The organism is Streptomyces sp. 378 (genome assembly GCF_030124145.1).
Classification (GTDB): domain Bacteria; phylum Actinomycetota; class Actinomycetes; order Streptomycetales; family Streptomycetaceae; genus Streptomyces.
In genome coordinates, this window is sequence record NZ_JASKMS010000024.1 from 89,570 (window position 1) to 106,316 (window position 16,747).

The 16,747-nt window shown below is 71.9% G+C and carries 10 protein-coding genes; 6 read left to right on the forward strand and 4 right to left on the reverse strand.

Annotation, left to right across the window (positions count from 1 at the left end):
• Window positions 1-48: 48 nt before the first annotated feature.
• Complete coding sequence (locus QNO09_RS28035; RefSeq protein ID WP_283973035.1) at window positions 49-1,707, forward strand: glycosyltransferase; 1,659 nt, start codon at window positions 49-51, stop codon at window positions 1,705-1,707.
• A 72-nt stretch (window positions 1,708-1,779) separates the two neighbouring features.
• A complete protein-coding gene (gene galE, locus QNO09_RS28040; protein WP_283973036.1) occupies window positions 1,780-2,760 on the forward strand; it encodes a UDP-glucose 4-epimerase GalE in 981 nt (326 codons plus the stop codon).
• Window positions 2,761-2,992: 232 nt separating this feature from the next.
• Here galE and QNO09_RS28045 read toward each other — a convergent pair whose 3' ends face one another.
• The gene (locus tag QNO09_RS28045) at window positions 2,993-3,619 is read right to left on the reverse strand and encodes a TetR/AcrR family transcriptional regulator (protein WP_283973037.1); all 627 of its coding nucleotides are present in this window, start codon (window positions 3,617-3,619) and stop codon (window positions 2,993-2,995) included.
• Between the two features lie 185 nt (window positions 3,620-3,804).
• Here QNO09_RS28045 and QNO09_RS28050 point away from each other — a divergent pair, with 185 nt between their 5' ends.
• From QNO09_RS28050 to QNO09_RS28065, 4 genes are all read left to right on the forward strand, one after another.
• Window positions 3,805-4,719 carry an ABC transporter permease gene (locus QNO09_RS28050; RefSeq protein ID WP_283973038.1) on the forward strand — a complete coding sequence of 305 codons (915 nt, stop codon included), beginning with the start codon at window positions 3,805-3,807 and terminating at the stop codon, window positions 4,717-4,719.
• Complete coding sequence (locus tag QNO09_RS28055) at window positions 4,712-5,536, forward strand: ABC transporter ATP-binding protein (RefSeq protein WP_283973039.1); 825 nt, start codon at window positions 4,712-4,714, stop codon at window positions 5,534-5,536. Before QNO09_RS28050 ends, QNO09_RS28055 begins: the two co-directional genes overlap by 8 nt.
• A gap of 79 nt (window positions 5,537-5,615) precedes the next feature.
• Window positions 5,616-7,811: a CDP-glycerol glycerophosphotransferase family protein gene (locus tag QNO09_RS28060; RefSeq protein WP_283973040.1), complete on the forward strand. Its 2,196-nt coding sequence runs from the start codon at window positions 5,616-5,618 to the stop codon at window positions 7,809-7,811.
• Window positions 7,808-9,454 carry a glycosyltransferase gene (locus tag QNO09_RS28065; RefSeq protein WP_283973041.1) on the forward strand — a complete coding sequence of 549 codons (1,647 nt, stop codon included), beginning with the start codon at window positions 7,808-7,810 and terminating at the stop codon, window positions 9,452-9,454. The genes QNO09_RS28060 and QNO09_RS28065 overlap by 4 nt, the downstream gene beginning before the upstream one ends.
• A 217-nt stretch (window positions 9,455-9,671) precedes the next feature.
• Here the strand turns inward: QNO09_RS28065 and QNO09_RS28070 are convergent, their stop codons facing one another.
• From QNO09_RS28070 to QNO09_RS28080, 3 genes are all read right to left on the reverse strand, one after another.
• Window positions 9,672-11,225 (reverse strand): hypothetical protein, encoded by a 1,554-nt coding sequence (locus tag QNO09_RS28070; RefSeq protein ID WP_283973067.1) that lies wholly within the window; start codon window positions 11,223-11,225, stop codon window positions 9,672-9,674.
• Window positions 11,209-11,340, reverse strand: coding sequence for a hypothetical protein (locus QNO09_RS28075; RefSeq protein WP_283973042.1), 132 nt, complete (start codon window positions 11,338-11,340; stop codon window positions 11,209-11,211). The genes QNO09_RS28070 and QNO09_RS28075 overlap by 17 nt, the downstream gene beginning before the upstream one ends.
• A 112-nt stretch (window positions 11,341-11,452) precedes the next feature.
• Window positions 11,453-16,402, reverse strand: coding sequence for an NAD-glutamate dehydrogenase (locus QNO09_RS28080; RefSeq protein ID WP_283973043.1), 4,950 nt, complete (start codon window positions 16,400-16,402; stop codon window positions 11,453-11,455).
• Window positions 16,403-16,747: the final 345 nt, after the last annotated feature.

Consider the following 16,747-nt stretch of genomic DNA (forward strand, 5'->3'; position numbering starts at 1 on the left):
GGTGTGTTATCACTTTCATGTCATTCGCCCGGCTTACGATCCGTCGTGATGAACGCCGTGAAGTATGCCGAGACCGACACCGAGAGACCGCTCGCCGAGGTCGCCGTCGTGGTGATCGGCTACGACGACGCCGCCCATGTGACGGACGCCGTGCGCTCGGCGCTCGCCCAGGGCCCGGCCGTGCGCGAGGTGGTGGCCGTCGACGACTGCTCCACGGACGGCAGCGCCGGCCTGCTCGACCGGCTCGCCGCCTCGGAGCCCCGCCTGAAGGTGATCCGCCGCCGGGTCAACAGTGGCGGCTGCGGCACCCCGCGCAACACCGGACTCGACGCGGTGACCGCGCCGTACGTGATGTTCCTGGACAGTGACGACGTCCTGCCGCCCGGCGCGGTCGGCGCGCTGCTCGAAGCGGTCTCGGGTGCGCGCGCGGAGGTCGCGGGCGGCCTGTGTGTGCGCCGTGAGGTGCCGTCGGGGCGCGAGATCCCCTGGCAGGCGCGCCTCTACGCGCTGCACACCGTGGTGCCGCATCCCGCGCAGCGCCCCCGCCTGGTCCACGACACGCTCTGCGTCAACAAGCTCTACCGCACCGGCTTCCTGCGCGCGCACGGCATCCGCTTCCCCGAAGGCCGCTTCCCGTACGAGGACGTCGTCTTCACCGCGCGCGTGCTCGCCGCGGCCCCCCGCATCGTCCTGATCCCCGACCGGGTCTACGTGTGGCACGTGCGCCGGTCCGCCGAACGGCTGTCGATCTCCCTGGACCGGGCCGGCGTCGAGAACTGGCGGGCCCGCACGGAGGCCTGCCGACAGGCGCACGAAGTGCTGCTGGGCGCCGGGCACAAGGAACTCGCGCGGGCCGTGCGCGCCAAGTTCCTCGACCACGACCTGCGGATGTACCTGCGTGAACTGGGGTTGCGCGACGCCGCCTACCGGCGCGCGTGGTGGGAGCTCACGCGGTCCCATCTCGCGCAGTACGACGCCGACGACTGGGCGCGCAACCCGGGCGCTCCCGGCCGGCTGGCCGGGCGGGTCCTCCTGGCCTCCCCGGAGCCGCGCGACCTGCCCCGGCTGCGGGAACTGGCGGCCCGCCCGGCCCGTCTGTACCCGCCGTACGCCCGTGCCGCGGACGGCACGCCCGTGTGGTCGGACGGCCTCCCCCAGGTCTCCCTGGAACCCCTGCGGGACAGGCCGGTGCGGGCACTGCCCCTCGCCGTCGACGGGGAGCTGCGACCACGCTCGCGTGACACCCGGCTGCGGCTGTGCCTGCACGAGCTGTACGGGCGCGTGGCGCAGGCGGGACCGGAGACGGTGGAGACGCAGTGGCGGCACCGGGACGACGAGGACGTGGCGCTCCGGGGCGCGCCCGTCGCGCTCGTGCCGTCCGCGACGGGCTCCGGGACCGCCGGGGACGCCGGCACCTGGTGGGCGGAGACGACCGTCGACCTCGCCGCGCTGGCGGCACGCGGCGTGGGCACCTGGGACCTGCGCCTTCGCATCCGCTTCCGCGACGGCGCGAGCCGCGACGTCACCGCGCACGCGCTCACGGGCGCCGGTCTGCTGCGCCGCAGCGCCGTCCCGAGCGCCCGGCACGGCGTGGTACTCGTACAGCCGTACACCACCCACTCCGGTGCGCTGGCGCTGCGGGTGGCTCCCGGCGTACGCGGTGTGCTGTCGGTCGCCCGCGCACGACTGCGCCGCCTGCTTCACTGAGAGCGCGACACCCGCAACGCAGCAGCTCACAGCACCACCACCACGGGTCAACTGACGAGGGGACGGCCGCACATGACCTGGTTGATCACCGGCGGCGCCGGCTACATCGGCGCGCACGTCGTACGGGCGATGACCGCGGCGGGGGAACAGGCGGTGGTGTACGACGACCTGTCCACCGGTATCGCCGAGCGCGTGCCCGACGGGGTGCCGCTGGTGGTGGGCTCGACCCTGGACGCCGAGCGGCTCGCCCGCGCCCTCGCGGACCACGCGGTCACCGGCGTCGTCCATCTCGCGGCGAAGAAGCAGGTGGGCGAGTCGGTCGACCTGCCGCTGCACTACTACCGGGAGAACGTCGAGGGCCTGCGGGTCCTCCTGGACGCCGTGACGGCGGCGCGGGTGCCGTCCTTCGTCTTCTCCTCCTCGGCGGCGGTGTACGGCATGCCGGACGTGGACCTGGTGACGGAGGAGACGCCGTGCGTGCCCATGTCGCCGTACGGCGAGACCAAGCTGGCCGGTGAGTGGCTGGTCCGCGCGACGGGGCGGGCGACCGGGCTGTCGACCGCGTCCCTGCGCTACTTCAACGTGGCGGGCACGGCGGGCCCGGAGCTCGCGGACGTCGGGGTGTTCAACCTCGTGCCCATGGTCTTCGAGAGGCTGACGCAGGACGCGCCGCCGCGGATCTTCGGCGACGACTACCCGACCCCTGACGGCACCTGTGTGCGCGACTACATCCACGTCGTCGACCTGGCCGAGGCCCATGTCGCGGCGGCCCGGGTCCTGCGCTCCTCCCCCGGCCGCGCTCTCACGCTGAACATCGGCCGGGGCGAGGGCGTGTCCGTGCGCGAGATGATCGACCGCATCAACGCGGTCACCGGCCACGACCGGCCGCCCACGGTGGCACCCCGGCGCGCGGGCGACCCGGCCCGGGTCGTCGCCTCCGCCGACCGCGCGGCCACGGAGCTGGGCTGGAAGGCCCGGCACGACGTGCAGGACATGATCACGTCGGCGTGGGAGGGGTGGCTGCGGCTGCATCCGGGGGCGGGGAGGAGCTGATCCGCCCGAACGGGTGATGAGTCCCGGGGTGGCGGAGCTGATCCGCCCGTGCGGGTGACGAGTCCCCGGGTGGCGGAGCTGATCCGCCCGAGGCGGGCGATGAGTCCCCGGGTGGCGGAGCTGATTCGCCCGAGCCTGTGACGAGTCCCCGGGTGGCTGCCGGGGCCCACCCAAGGGCGGCTCACTCGAGCGCGGCTGACGCCCGGGTTCATGGAGCCGCCAGGGTGATGCCCTACAGCGCCTTGAGCCCCTCCGACGTGGCCCGGGCCAGCGCGCCCAGATACCCCTTCGGCAGCTTCGGGCTGCGGATCACCACCGAGCGCCAGTACAGCGGGCCGGAGATCAGGTCGAGGGCCAGGTCGTGGTCGATGCCCTCGCGGAGCTCGCCGCGGCGTTCCGCCGCCGTCACGATGCCGGTGGCGACGCCGTCCTGGCCCTCCCGCAGGGCCTTCTGCAGGGCCTCGGCGATGTCGGGGTTGCGGGCCGCCTCGGCCTGGAGATCGGGGATGACCTGCGAGGCGACGGGGTGGCGCAGGGCGCGGGACGTCACCCCGTAGAGCAGCCGCAGGTCGCCCTCCAGGGAGCCGGTGTCCGGCGCGGGCAGGCCCTGCACGGCGAGCGCCGAGACGATGTCCAGCACCAGGTGCAGCTTGGAGCGCCAGCGGCGGTAGACCGCCGTCTTCCCGACGCCCGCCCGGCGCGCGATCCCCTCGATGGACATCCGCGCGTAGCCGACGGCCGCGAGTTCCTCGAAGACGGCCGCCCGGATCGCTTCCGTCACGTCCTCCCGCAGTACGGCGGCCCCCGCGGGGGCCCGGCGGCGCGGCGGCTGCTGGGGCTCGTCGGGCTTCGTCGTCATGCCGACAGCATAGGGCGTCACGACGAAACGGTTGCGTTCCGACGTTCACCCGTCGTACGCTCCCGTTACGACGATACGGTCCCGTCCCGACGTAAGAATCCGTGAAGAGTCCGGTAAGGACCACCCCCTCCGGAGCTTCACGGCGCCCAGGCCCCACCCCGTCCCCCCGAGCGAAAGCAGCGGATGTGAGCACGGTCCTCCACACACCGCCCCAGACCCCCGCCCCGGCCTACGACGACCTCGCGGCCCTCGCCGCCCGCCACGGTCTCTCGGTCAGCGGCGCCCGGCCCTCCCTGCCCGAGTACGTCCGCCGGCTGTGGGCCCGCCGCCACTTCATCACCGCGTTCGCCACCGCCAAGCTCACCGCCCAGTACAGCCAGGCGAAGCTCGGCCAGGTCTGGCAGGTGATGACCCCCCTGCTGAACGCGGCGGTCTACTACTTCATCTTCGGCGTGCTGCTCGGCACCAAGCACGGCGTGCCGGACTACGTCCCGTTCCTGGTCACGGGCGTGTTCATCTGGACGTTCACGCAGAGCTCGATCATGGCGGGCACCCGCGCCATCTCCGGCAACCTCGGCCTGGTGCGCGCCCTGCACTTCCCGCGCGCCGCGCTGCCGATCTCCTTCTGCCTCCAGCAGCTCCAGCAGCTGCTGTTCTCGATGGGCGCCCTGATCGTCATCCTGCTCTGCTTCGGCGTGCCGGTCGGCGTGTCGTGGCTGCTGGCGCTGCCGGCGCTGTTCCTGCAGTTCACGTTCAACGCCGGCGTTTCCATGGTCATGGCCCGGATGGGCGCCAAGACCCCCGACATCGCCCAGCTGATGCCGTTCGTGCTGCGCACCTGGATGTATGTCTCGGGTGTCATGTGGAGCATCGACAAGCTGGCGAAGAACGACAGCCTTCCCCACGCGGTGACCATCGCCCTCGCGGCCAACCCGGCCGCCGTCTACATCGACCTGATGCGCTTCGCCCTGATCGACAGCTTCCAGGCGAGCCAGCTCCCCGCCCACGTGTGGGCGCTCGCCGTCGGCTGGGCACTGGTCGCCGGTGTCGGCGGCTTCATCTACTTCTGGAAGGCTGAGGAGACGTACGGCCGTGGCTGAGCACCCGAGCGAGAAGATCCCCACCGTCGTCGCCGACGGCGTCGACATCGTCTACCGCGTCAACGGCACCGGCTCCGGACGCGGCTCGGCCACCGCCGCCCTCAACCGCATCGTGCGCCGCAAGCAGACCGAGAGGGCGTCGGGCGTGCGCCGGGTGCACGCCGTGAAGAACGTCTCCTTCGTCGCCTACCGGGGCGAGGCGATCGGCCTGATCGGCACCAACGGCTCCGGCAAGTCGACCCTGCTGAAGGCCGTCGCCGGGCTCCTCCCCGTGGAGAACGGCCGGATCTACACCGACGGCCAGCCCTCCCTCCTCGGCGTCAACGCGGCCCTGATGAACGACCTGACCGGCGAGCGCAACGTGCACCTCGGCGGCCTGGCCATGGGCATGTCCCGCGAGCAGGTCAGGGACCGCTACCAGGAGATCGTCGACTTCTCCGGCATCAACGAGAAGGGCGACTTCATCACCCTGCCGATGCGGACCTACTCCTCCGGCATGGCCGCCCGGCTGCGGTTCTCCATCGCCGCCGCCAAGGACCACGACGTCCTGCTGATCGACGAGGCGCTGGCCACCGGCGACCGTTCCTTCCAGAAGCGCTCGGAGCAGCGCATCCGCGAGCTGCGCAAGCACGCGGGCACGGTGTTCCTGGTCAGCCACAACAACAAGTCGATCCGGGACACCTGCGACCGGGTGCTGTGGCTGGAGCGCGGGGAACTGCTCATGGACGGGCCGACCGAGGACGTCCTCAAGGAGTACGAGGCGTTCACCGGGGACAAGGCGCCCAAGCCCAAGCCGAAGGCCGCCGTTCCCTCGTGAGGCCCACCCGGTCGGCCCTTTTGTCTCATTGATGGCAGCATGAGCGCATACGGTGCAGCTGTGAGAGGGGGTCCCCGGGATGGCCGAGCTCAGTGTCATCGTCCACGGACCGAACGTCCAGGACCATCTGACGGAACTCCTCGGCTCCCTCGCCGCCCACCCCCTCGCGGACGCCGAGGTGATCGTGGCCGCGGTCGGCGACTGGGCCCGGGAGACGGCCGAGCGGCACACCCCGGACGTCCAGGTCGTGCCGCTGCCGGACGGCACCGGGGACGCGGCGGCCCGGGCGGCGGGCGCGGCCCGGGCGTCCGGCCGCTGGCTGCACTTCGTGCACGCCAAGGACGGCCTGCCCGCCGGCGCCCCCCGCACGGTCGCGGAGCGGGTGGCCGAACTGCCCGGCGAGGTCGACGTCCTCCTGCTCGACCACGTCCGCAGCACCTGGCACACCTCCGGCATGCCCTCCCCGGACGGCCCGCTCCTCGCCCGGGCGGGCCGCGCCGACGTCGCCCTCGACGACTGCGCGCCCCTGCTGCGGCTGACCTCGCTGCTGGGCACCCGCGTCCTGCGCGCGGACTTCTGGCGGGCGCACGAGCACCGGCTCGCCACCGACGACGAGCCGTATGCCGCCCTGGCCGCCCTGCTGCTCGCCGACCGCGTCGCCTGCCTGCCGCACGTCGCCTACGAGGACCGCCGACTGCGCCCCGCGAGCCTGCCCCCGGTCACACCCGAGCAGCGCTACGGCCTCGTCGAGCGCTACGAGTCCCTCCTCGACCTCACCCGCGACCGGCGCGCCGCGCACACCGTGCTCTACGACGTCATGGTCCGCGACTGCCTGCGCACCTTCGCCCGCGGCGGCATGCCGGAGGAGGTCGCGCGGGAGTTCTTCCGCCGGGCGTCCCTGGCCGCCCTGCGCCGCCGCCCCGAGGGCCACCGCCGCCCCGCCGGGCTCGAAGGCGTCCGCCGTTCCCTGCTGGAGGAGGGCGCGTACACGAAGTACCGGGCCTTCCAGGCCGTCAACCGCACCCGCCGCACCGCCAGGTCGGCCGTACGGACCCGGAAGCGCCAGGCCGGCGCCAAGCTCCGCGACCACCAGTACCGCAGGGCGCTCGGCCGCCCCGTCAACCCGCATCTCGCGGTGTTCTCGGCGTACTGGAACCGCGGCGTGGCCTGCAATCCGGCCGCGATCGCCGCCAAGCTCGCCGAACTCGCCCCGCAGATCCACGCCGTGTGGGTGGTGACCGAGGAGAACGCGGCCCTCCTCCCGCCCGGCACCGACCACGTGGTGCCCGGCAGCCGCCGCTACGGGGAGGTGCTGGCGACCGCCAAGTACCTCGTCAACAACGTCAACTTCCCGAACGCGGTGGTCAAACGCCCGGACGCGATCCACGTCCAGACCCACCACGGCACCCCCCTGAAGCGCATGGGCCTCGATCAGATGGCGTTCCCGGCCGCCGCGCAGGGCCTGGACTTCCGGGCCCTGCTGGAGCGCATCGACAAGTGGGACTTCAGCGTCTCCGCCAACAGCCACACCACCCGCATGTGGGAGCGCGCGTACCCGTCGCGCTACGTCTCCCTGGACCACGGCTACCCGCGCAACGACGTCTACTACACGGCCGGCGCCGACGACATCCGCGCGGTCCGCGACCGCCTCGGCATCGCCCCGGGCCGCCGTGCCGTCCTCTACGCGCCCACCCACCGCGACTACGAGGCCGGCTGGACCCCGCGCCTGGACCTCGCCGCCCTCGCCGACCGCCTGGGCGACGACACGGTCCTGCTCGTGCGCGGCCACTACTTCTACGGCGGCGCCGCCTCCCCGCTCACCAACCTGCGCCGCACGGGCCGGATCATCGACGTCTCCTCCTACGACCCGGTCGAGGAGCTGTGCCTGGCGGCGGACGTCCTGGTCACGGACTACTCCTCGATCATGTTCGACTACGCCAACCTCGACCGGCCGATCGTGATCCACGCCGACGACTGGGAGACGTACCGCACCACCCGGGGCGTCTACTTCGACCTGATGGCGGAGGCCCCGGGCCCGGTCGCCCGCACCCAGCAGGAGCTGACGGAGATCCTCACCACGGAGGCCTGGCGCGACGAGGGCGCGGCGAAGACCCGGGCCGTCTTCCGGCGCCGGTTCTGCGAGTACGACGACGGACGCGCCGCCGAACGCGTCGTGCGCCGGGTCTTCCTCGGCCAGGACGAACGCGAACTGCCGTCCGTGGTGCCGGTCGAGGAACGCACCCCGGCCCCCACCCCGCAGGAGGCGAGCGCATGAGCACCCCCGACGTCACCGTGACGGTCATCGTCTACAACGACGCCGAACGGCTCACCCGCGCGGTCGAATCGGTCCGCCGCCAGACCCACACGAACATCGAGATCGTCATCAGCGACGACCACTCCACGGACGAGACCCCGGTGGTGGCCCAGCGGCTGGCGGCCCAGGACCCCCGGGTCCGCCACCTCCGCCTGGAGCGGAACAGCGGCGGCTGCAGCGCCCCCCGCAACCGCGCCCTGCGCATCGCACGCGCCCCGTTCCTGATGTTCCTCGACAGCGACGACGAACTCCCCGACAACGCCGTCGAACTGCTGCTCGCCGCCCATCGCGAACGCGAGATCGATTTCGCCATGGGCGCGGTGCAGCGGATCCGGGTGGACAACGGCCGCCGCTCGACCTGGATGCCGCACCTGGTCGCCGAGCGCCGCACCCTCGACGGCATCGAGGCCGACCCGCGCCTGCTCTTCGAGCACCTGTCGACGAGCAAGATGTACGCCCGTGCCTTCCTCGACCGGCACGACCTGCGCTTCCCCGAGGGCATCCACTACGAGGACCAGCTGTTCTCCGCGCAGGCGTACTGCCTGGCCAAGAGCTTCACGATCATCCCGGAGCCGGTCTACCGCTGGTACGTGGCGCCCTTCGCGGCCTCCGAGGCGGCCTCGATATCCAACCAGCGGCACAAGCTCGCCAACGTCCGGGACCGGGTCCACGTCCAGCACCTCATCGACGCGTTCCTCGCCGAGAGCGGGCACGAGTCGCTGCGCGAGGACAAGGACCACAAGTTCCTCAAGCACGACGTGCGGATGTACGCCGGTGACCTGCCCTACCGGGACGACGCCTGGCTGACGTCCTTCGCGGACATCGTCACCCCCTACCTCGACACACTCACCCCGGGCGCGTTCGCGCGTCTCCCGCGCGCCGAACGTGTCGTCATCCAGCTGATCCGCGACCGCCGTCTGCCCGAGGCGCGTCTGGCGGCCCGGGGCCTGGGGCACGGGGTGGCACCGAGGCGTGTGGTCACCGACGGGGACGGCCGCACCTACTGGGGGGACCGGATCCCCGAGTCGGAGTGGTCACGCCGCGAACTGGACATCTCCGACCTGGAGCTGGAGACCCGCCCCTTCCCGAGCGCCCAGTTCCGCCACGAGATCAAGGAGATCACCCGAGGCCCGGGCGCGTCGATCGACCTCACGATCCGCACCTGGGACCCGGCGCTGCGCCTCCCCGTCGGCCCCCAGCGCGCGACGCTCCTCATCGCCCCGGGCGGCCGCCGCCTCCGCGTCCACTTCCGCCTCGCCCCCGTGCGCCCCGGCCTCTTCGAGGGCCACGCCCACCTCGACCTCGCGGCGGCCCCGCTCCCCCTCCAGGGCTTCGCCGGAATCCGCCACCCGCTGCTCCGCCTCCAGCACCAGGGCCTGTCCCACACGGGCCTGCTGCTGGCGCCCCTGACCTTCCCGACGCTGACGACCCGCGTCCCCTCCCACCACCTGACGGTGGAACCGGAGGGCCACGGCCCGGGCCGCCTGCAAGTCCGCTGGAAGCCGGTGGGGGTGACGGCCAGGGTGATCCGCCCGACGGTACGCAGGGTGGCCCGCCCGAGGGTGAAGAGGGCGGCACGCTTGGTGGCGAGCGCACTGAGGTAACGGCCTCCGCCGCAGAGCTGCGGGCACGCCTGCCGCTACCGGCTACGGGAGCGCGTGCCGCTACCGGCTGCGGACAAGCGCGCCGCCACTCAACTGCGGGCATGCGCGCCACCGCTCAGCCGCGGACCAGCGCACCGGCCGCTCAACTGCAGACAAGCACGCCGCCACTCAACTGCGGGCATGCACGCCACCGCTCAGCCGCGGGCATGCGTGCCGCCTAGGGGCGGCACGGGTGGGCGCAGGCAGCACCCCGCTCCGCCGGGCTGCGGACCCACCCGGCCTCAGCAACCACCCCGCGCACCGGCTCACTCACCACCGCGTACAACACCTGCCCCTCCGGCCCCCGAGCGACCTCCCGCAACCCGACGCCCCGATGACCAACCCCCGCCACGACCCACCGCACCCCGTACTCCCGCAGAATCTCCCTCCGCTCCTCCCCCGGCGTCCCCGCCGCGAAGTACCTCCGCACCGCCCGCTCCCGCCGCCCCTCGTCCGGCAGGAAGAAGTCGGGATACCCCGGCGCGACCGTGTACGCCCCGTACGCCGGGATCTGCCGGGCCGGCCGCCCCTCCCGCGCCATCACCACATCGCCGTACCGCACCCAGCGCGTCATCCAGTGGTACCCGGCCCACGGCCGCCGGTACTTCTCCGCGACGGCCTCCGGCAGATCCCGCGGCGGCACGACGTACCCGACCGTCCCCGCCTGCGTCCACGCGCCCAGCACCAGCGCCACGCCCAGCACCCACGCCCACCCGGCCCGCACCCCGCGCCGCCCTGCCTCGCACACCTCCACGGCCGCCGCGAGCTGCGCCGGGATCAGCGCCGCCGGCAACGCCCGCCCCCAGGAGTAGTGCCCGCTGACCCCGCCCACCGCCACCACCGCGACACCCAGCACGAAGAACAGCACCAGCGGATCCCACCGGTCCCGCCCCGCCCGCACCCCCAGGGCCACCACCCCGAGCAGCACCAGCCAGTACCGCCCGAGCAGGTCCTCGTACAACGGCCGGTGCACCGCCTCCAGCCCGTCCCTCGCCCCGAACAGCGCGAAGAAGTCGTAGTACGGCCACAGCGCCAGCACCGCGAGCCCCACGGCCGCCCCGCCGCCGAGCCGGAGCCACACCTGCCGGCCCGGCCGCGCCGCCAGCACCGTCGCGACCGCGCCCAGCGACGCCACCACCCCCGAGAACTGGTGGCACAGCAGAATCACCGCCCACAGCGTCCCGAGGCCGGACCACACCCCCCACCCGGCACCGCTGCGCACCGCCCGCGCCAGCCACGCCCAGAGGTGGAACGCCAACGCCAGCGCGAACAGGCTCGGGTACGACACCGTCAGCGCCAGCGAGCTGAGCCCGTAGAAGCCACTCCACTTGAACAAGGCCGTTCCCCACAGGAACAGCAGGCTCAGCAGGGCGAGCGCGGGCGCGGCACGATGACCGGTCAGCGTCCGCACATACCGCCACACCCCTGTCACCAGCAGCCCCAGTCCGGCCAGGGCCGCCAGCCGCAGCACCACGAAGACCGACAGACCGCTGACCCGCGCGACGCAGCCGAGCACCAGCATCCAGGGCGAGTAGTAGGGGCTCGGCGTGTCCGCGTCGACGAGCGGATTGCCCGGGTCGACCAGGTCGTGCCGCAGCCGCTGGACGGTCGCCGCGTGCATCCCGAGATCACCGGCCCACGGCAGCCGGACGATGACCAGGAGCAACAGCAGGACGACCACCGCGGCAGCGGCCTGCGCGGCGACGGCGGCCGGTCTAGGCGCGGTGCGCATCATGGGGCCCGTCCAGGCCGAGGCCGTGATACCCGGAGTAGAACAGTCCGCTCTCCCTGGCGACGCCGAGCGCGCTGGGGGCGGCCACCCGCTCCTCGAAGAGGTTCACAGTCACGACCCAAGCCTCAGCCGGATTCGGTGAGTCCTCCAGTCGAATCGCCCTAATGCACACCAAGAAGAAGCGCCCCGGGCCGGAACCGGCCCGGGGCGCCCGTCACGCCGTGCGCCTATGAATGCGTGCGCAGCAGCGTCCTCATCGTGCGCATCGCCACCGACAGGTTGGCGAGGTCGAACGCGTCGGAGCTCTGGATGTCCTCCAGTGTGGTGCGGGCCCGGCCGAGGATCGCCGCGTTCTTCTGCTCCCACGCCTTGAAGCGCTGCTCGGGCGTCGAGGTGCCGTTGCCCACCGCCAGGACGTCGGCGGTCAGCGCAGCGTGCGCCGCGTACAGGTCCTCGCGGATCGCCGCGCGGGCCATGGACTGCCAGCGGTCGGCGCGGGGCAGCTCGATGATGCGGTCCATGAGCTGGGTGATGCGCAGCCGGTCGGCGAGGTCGTAGTACACCTCGGCGACGTCCATCGGCTCCCGGCCCATGCGGTCGGCGATCGAGACGATGTCGAGCGTCGGGAAGGCCGAGGAGAAGCCCGCCACCCGGGTGGCGAGTTCGTCCGGGACTCCGGCGCCCGTCAGCTCGTCGTAGATCTTCTGGTACCACTCCAGGTCGGCGCCGCGCAGCAGCTTGGGCAACTGCCCCCAGACCTGCTCGACCCGGTCGGCGAAGAAATCGACGGTCCCGGCGAGCTCCAGCGGCTGCGGCCGGTTGTTGAGCAGCCAGCGCGTGCCGCGCTCCACCAGGCGGCGGGCGTGCAGCCGGATACGGGTCTGGACGTCGGCCTCGACCTTGTTGTCCAGGGCCTCGACCCCGTCCCACACCGGGGACTGGCGGAAGATCGCCCGGGCCACGGTCTGGGCCCGCACGATCTCCTCCAGCGACGCGCCGGTCTCCTCGCGCAGGCGGTGCAGGTACGTCGTACCGCCCGTGTTGACCGTGTCGTTGACCAGGACGGTCGTGGTGATCTCGCGGCGCAGCGGGTGACCGTCGAGCCGGTCGGAGAACTGCTCGCGCAGCTCCGTCGGGAAGTACGCGTGCAGCAGGCCCGTCAGGTACGGGTCGTCGGGCAGCGAGGTGTGGAGCAGCTCCTCGGCGACCGTGATCTTCGTGTAGGCCAGCAGGACGGCCGTCTCCGGGCCGGTCAGGCCCTGGCCCTGGGCGAGCCGCTCGCGGATCTGCCGGTCCGTGGGCAGGAACTCCAGCGCCCGGTCGAGGTGTCCCTCCCTGACCAGGTGCTTCATGAAGCGCTGCTGGGCGTGGAGCATGTCCTTGGACTGCGCGAGGGCGTTGCCGATCGCCGTGTTCTGCGCGTAGTTGTTGCGCAGCACCAGGCGGCCGACCTCGTCGGTCATCTCGGCGAGCAGCTTGTTGCGCTGCTTGACGGTCATGTCGCCGTCCCTGACCAGGCCGTTGAGCAGGATCTTGATGTTCACCTCGTGGTCGGAGGTGTCCACGCCCGCGCTGTTGTCGATGGCGTCGGTGTTGATCCGGCCGCCGTGCAGCGCGAACTCGATCCGCCCCAGCTGGGTCAGGCCGAGGTTGCCGCCCTCTCCGACGACCTTGACGCGCAGGTCCTTGCCGTCGACGCGGATGGCGTCGTTGGCCTTGTCGCCGACGTCCGCGTTGGACTCCACCGAGGACTTGACGTACGTGCCGATGCCGCCGTTCCACAGCAGGTCCACCGGCGCGTGGAGAATCGCCTTCATCAGGTCGGCCGGGGTCAGCTTGGTGACCTTGGCCTCGATGCCGAGGGCCTCGCGGATGTGCGCGTTGACCGGGATCGCCTTGGCCGTGCGCGGGAAGATGCCACCACCGGCCGACAGCAGCCCCTTGTCGTAGTCCTCCCAGCTGGAGCGGGGGAGCTCGAACAGGCGGCGCCGCTCGGCGTAGGAGGTCGCGGCGTCCGGGTCGGGGTCGATGAAGATGTGCCGGTGGTCGAAGGCGGCGACCAGGCGGATGTGCTCGGAGAGCAGCATGCCGTTGCCGAAGACGTCACCGGACATGTCGCCGATGCCGACGACCGTGAAGTCCTCGGTCTGGGTGTCGACACCCATGTCGCGGAAGTGCCGCTTGACGGACTCCCAGGCGCCGCGGGCGGTGATGCCCATGCCCTTGTGGTCGTAGCCGGCGGAACCGCCGGAGGCGAAGGCGTCACCGAGCCAGAAGTTGTAGTTCTCGGCGACGCCGTTGGCGATGTCGGAGAAGGTCGCGGTGCCCTTGTCGGCGGCGACCACGAGGTACGTGTCGTCCTCGTCGTGCCGGACGACGTCGGCGGGCGGGACGACCTCGCCCGCGACCATGTTGTCGGTGATGTCGAGCAGCGCCGAGATGAACGTCTTGTAGCTGGCGATGCCCTCGGCCAGCCACGCGTCCCGGTCGACGCTCGGGTCGGGCAGCTGCTTGGCGACGAAGCCGCCCTTGGCGCCCACCGGCACGATGACGGTGTTCTTCACCATCTGCGCCTTGACCAGGCCGAGGATCTCGGTGCGGAAGTCCTCACGCCGGTCGGACCAGCGCAGGCCTCCGCGCGCGACCTTGCCGAAGCGCAGGTGCACGCCCTCGACGCGCGGCGAGTACACCCAGATCTCGAACGCCGGGCGCGGTGCCGGCAGGTCGGGGATGGCCTGCGGGTCGAACTTCATGGAGACGTAGTCGTGCGGTTTGCCGCCCGCCGCCTCCTGGAAGAAGTTCGTCCGCAGGGTCGCCTTGATGACGGTGAGGAAGGACCGCAGGATCCGGTCCTCGTCGAGCGAGGCCACCTGGTCGAGGGCCGCGTCGACCTCCTCCAGCAGCGCGTCCACGATCTCGTGCCCGGCGCGCTGCCGGTCCGGCGACATCCGCGCCTCGAACAGGGAGACGAGCAGACGGGTGGTGTGGACGTTGTTGCGGAGGGTGTCCTCCATGTAGTCCTGGCTGAAGGTCGACGCCGCCTGCCGCAGGTACTTGGCGTACGCCCGCAGCACCGTCGCCTGGCGCCAGTTGAGCCCGGCGCTCAGCACGAGGGCGTTGAAGCCGTCGTTCTCCGCCTTGCCGGTCCAGGTGGCGGCGAAGGCGTCCTGGAAGCGCTCGCGGGCGTCGTCGCCGAAGTGGTCGCCGCCGTTCGCGCGGGGCATGCGCAGACCGAAGTCGTAGATCCAGGCCACCCTGCGGTCCGAGCAGCGCAGCTCGTACGGCCGCTCGTCGACGACCTCGACACCGAGCCGGTTGAGGACCGGCAGCACGGCCGACAGGGAGATCGCGTCGCCGGTGCGGTAGATCTTGAAGCGGCGCTCCTCGGGGGCGGCGCCCACCGGCTCGTACAGGCTGAGCGCGAAGTCCTGGTCCGCCTCGGTGTTCAGCTGCTCGAGGTGGACGAGGTCGGCGACCGCGGCGCGCGGGTTGTGGTCGGCCTTGTAGCCCTCGGGGAAGGCGTGCGCGTACCGGCGCATCGCTTCGGCCGCGTGCTCCTCGCCGAGCTCGGCGTTGAGCGCCTCGGCGAAGGCGTCCTCCCAGGAGCGGGCGGCCTCCACCAGCCGGGCCTCGATGCGCTCCTTGTCGGAGTCGGACAGCTCCGGCAGCTCGGTGCCCTGCGGGACCCGCACCACGAAGTGCAGCCGGGACAGGATCGACTCGGTGTTCCATGCGGTGAAGTCGACGCTGATGCCGCCGAGCTCCTCCTTGAGGATCTCGATGATCCTCAGGCGCACGGCCGTGGTGTAGCGGTCGCGCGGCAGGTAGACGAGGGCGGAGTAGTAGCGCCCGTACTCGTCCTGGCGCAGGTAGAGCCTGAGCCGCCTGCGCTCCTGGAGGTACAGGACGGAGGTGACGATGGCCCGCAGCTCGTCGACCGGGGTCTGGAACAGCTCGTCGCGCGGGTACGTCTCCAGGATCTGCGTCAGGTCACGGCCGTCGTGGCTGTTGGGCGAGAACCCGGCCCGCTCCAGGACCTCCTCGACCTTGCGACGGATGACCGGGACCCGGCGCACGGACTCGGTGTAGGCGGCGGAGGAGAACAGTCCGAGGAACCGCCGCTCGCCGATGACGTTGCCCTCGGCGTCGAACTTCTTGACGCCGATGTAGTCCAGGTACGACGGCCGGTGCACGGTCGCCCGGCTGTTCGCCTTGGTCAGCACGAGCAGCTTGTGCTCGCGCGCCTTGGCCCGGGCGTCGGCGGGCAGCCGCTCGAACGACGGGCTGACCGGGTGGCTCTCCTCGGCGGCGTGGTGCGGGTCCGCGCGCAGTATGCCGAGCCCGGTGCCGGGCACGGCGGCCAGCGAGTCGTCGTCGCGCAGCTGGTACTCGCGGTAGCCGAGGAAGGTGAAGTGGTCGTCGGCGAGCCAGCGCAGCAGCTCGCGGGCCTCCTCGACCTGAGGTCCGGGCAGGTCGGCGGGGGTGGGCTCGTCCGGCAGCCCCTCCGCCAGCCGGATCGCCGCCTCCCGCATCTTGCCCCAGTCCTCGACGGCCTCACGGGCGTCGGACAGCACGCGCAGCAGGTCGGCGGTGATCTGCTTCAGATCGGCCCGGTCGGTCTCACGGTCGATCTCGACGTGGATCCAGGACTCGACGTGCGCGTCGTGCGGGAGGTCGCCGGTGGCCGGGGTGGACAGGACCTCGATGAGCTTGCCGGTGACATCGCGCCGCACCACGAACTGCGGGTGGATGACGACGTGGATCCCGCGCCCCTGACGCGTCAGCTCATTGGTGACGGAGTCGACGAGGAAGGGCATGTCGTCGGTGACGACCTCGACCACGGAGTGGCTGCAGGTCCACCCGTTCTCTTCCACCGTGGGGGTGTGCACCCGCACGTTGGCGGTGCCCTGGGGGCGGTTCTCGGCCAGCCGGTAGTGCGATACGGCGGCTCCGAAGACATCGACCGGGTCGCGGTCGGTGAGGTCCTCCGGGGCCGTGTGCAGGTAGTAACGCTGGAGGAACGTCAGGAGGGTCTCGCGGTCCGGGGCCTTCTGGGCGTCTGGGGTCTCCTCGCCCGTCGACCCGGTCGGTAGGTGCCCCCCGACCGGGCTGTTCTCAGCTACCCGGGCAGCCCTCTCGAGCAACTCGGCCTTGGCTTCGTCCAGCTTGGTCTGCATTGTCCTCTGGCTCCTGTCGCGCGCCGTTGCGTGACGTAGAAGGAAGTACGGCCTCTGCGCTTACGACCCCACGTCGTGACACGGGGTATCCGGTCTGTTCCGACGCTATGCCGCAAGGTGAGATGAGCGGGGGTGTCTGAGCCATTCTTGAGCTGCGCCACCGGTGTGACGCTGCTCTCTGCGACGCCTGGGAACGGGTGATGCTCGGCGTCCCGGGAGTCCTCGATGCCACGTCCCGCCCGCGAAGACCAGCGACCGCCGCCCGGTCACGGATGTCGTCCGTGCTCTCCGGGCGCAGGGCAGGGACGACGACGTCCCCGCGAACTATCGCGCTGATCACGCCAC

Excerpts from the sequence above, each read along its gene's own strand:
- QNO09_RS28035 (WP_283973035.1), top strand. The coding sequence starts at position 49 with ATGAACGCCGTGAAGTATGCCGAGACCGACACCGAGAGACCGCTCGCC.
- galE (WP_283973036.1), top strand. The coding sequence starts at position 1,780 with ATGACCTGGTTGATCACCGGCGGCGCCGGCTACATCGGCGCGCACGTC.
- QNO09_RS28045 (WP_283973037.1), bottom strand. The coding sequence starts at position 3,619 with ATGACGACGAAGCCCGACGAGCCCCAGCAGCCGCCGCGCCGCCGGGCC.
- QNO09_RS28060 (WP_283973040.1), top strand. The coding sequence starts at position 5,616 with ATGGCCGAGCTCAGTGTCATCGTCCACGGACCGAACGTCCAGGACCAT.
- QNO09_RS28065 (WP_283973041.1), top strand. The coding sequence starts at position 7,808 with ATGAGCACCCCCGACGTCACCGTGACGGTCATCGTCTACAACGACGCC.
- QNO09_RS28070 (WP_283973067.1), bottom strand. The coding sequence starts at position 11,225 with ATGCGCACCGCGCCTAGACCGGCCGCCGTCGCCGCGCAGGCCGCTGCC.
- QNO09_RS28080 (WP_283973043.1), bottom strand. The coding sequence starts at position 16,402 with ATGCAGACCAAGCTGGACGAAGCCAAGGCCGAGTTGCTCGAGAGGGCT.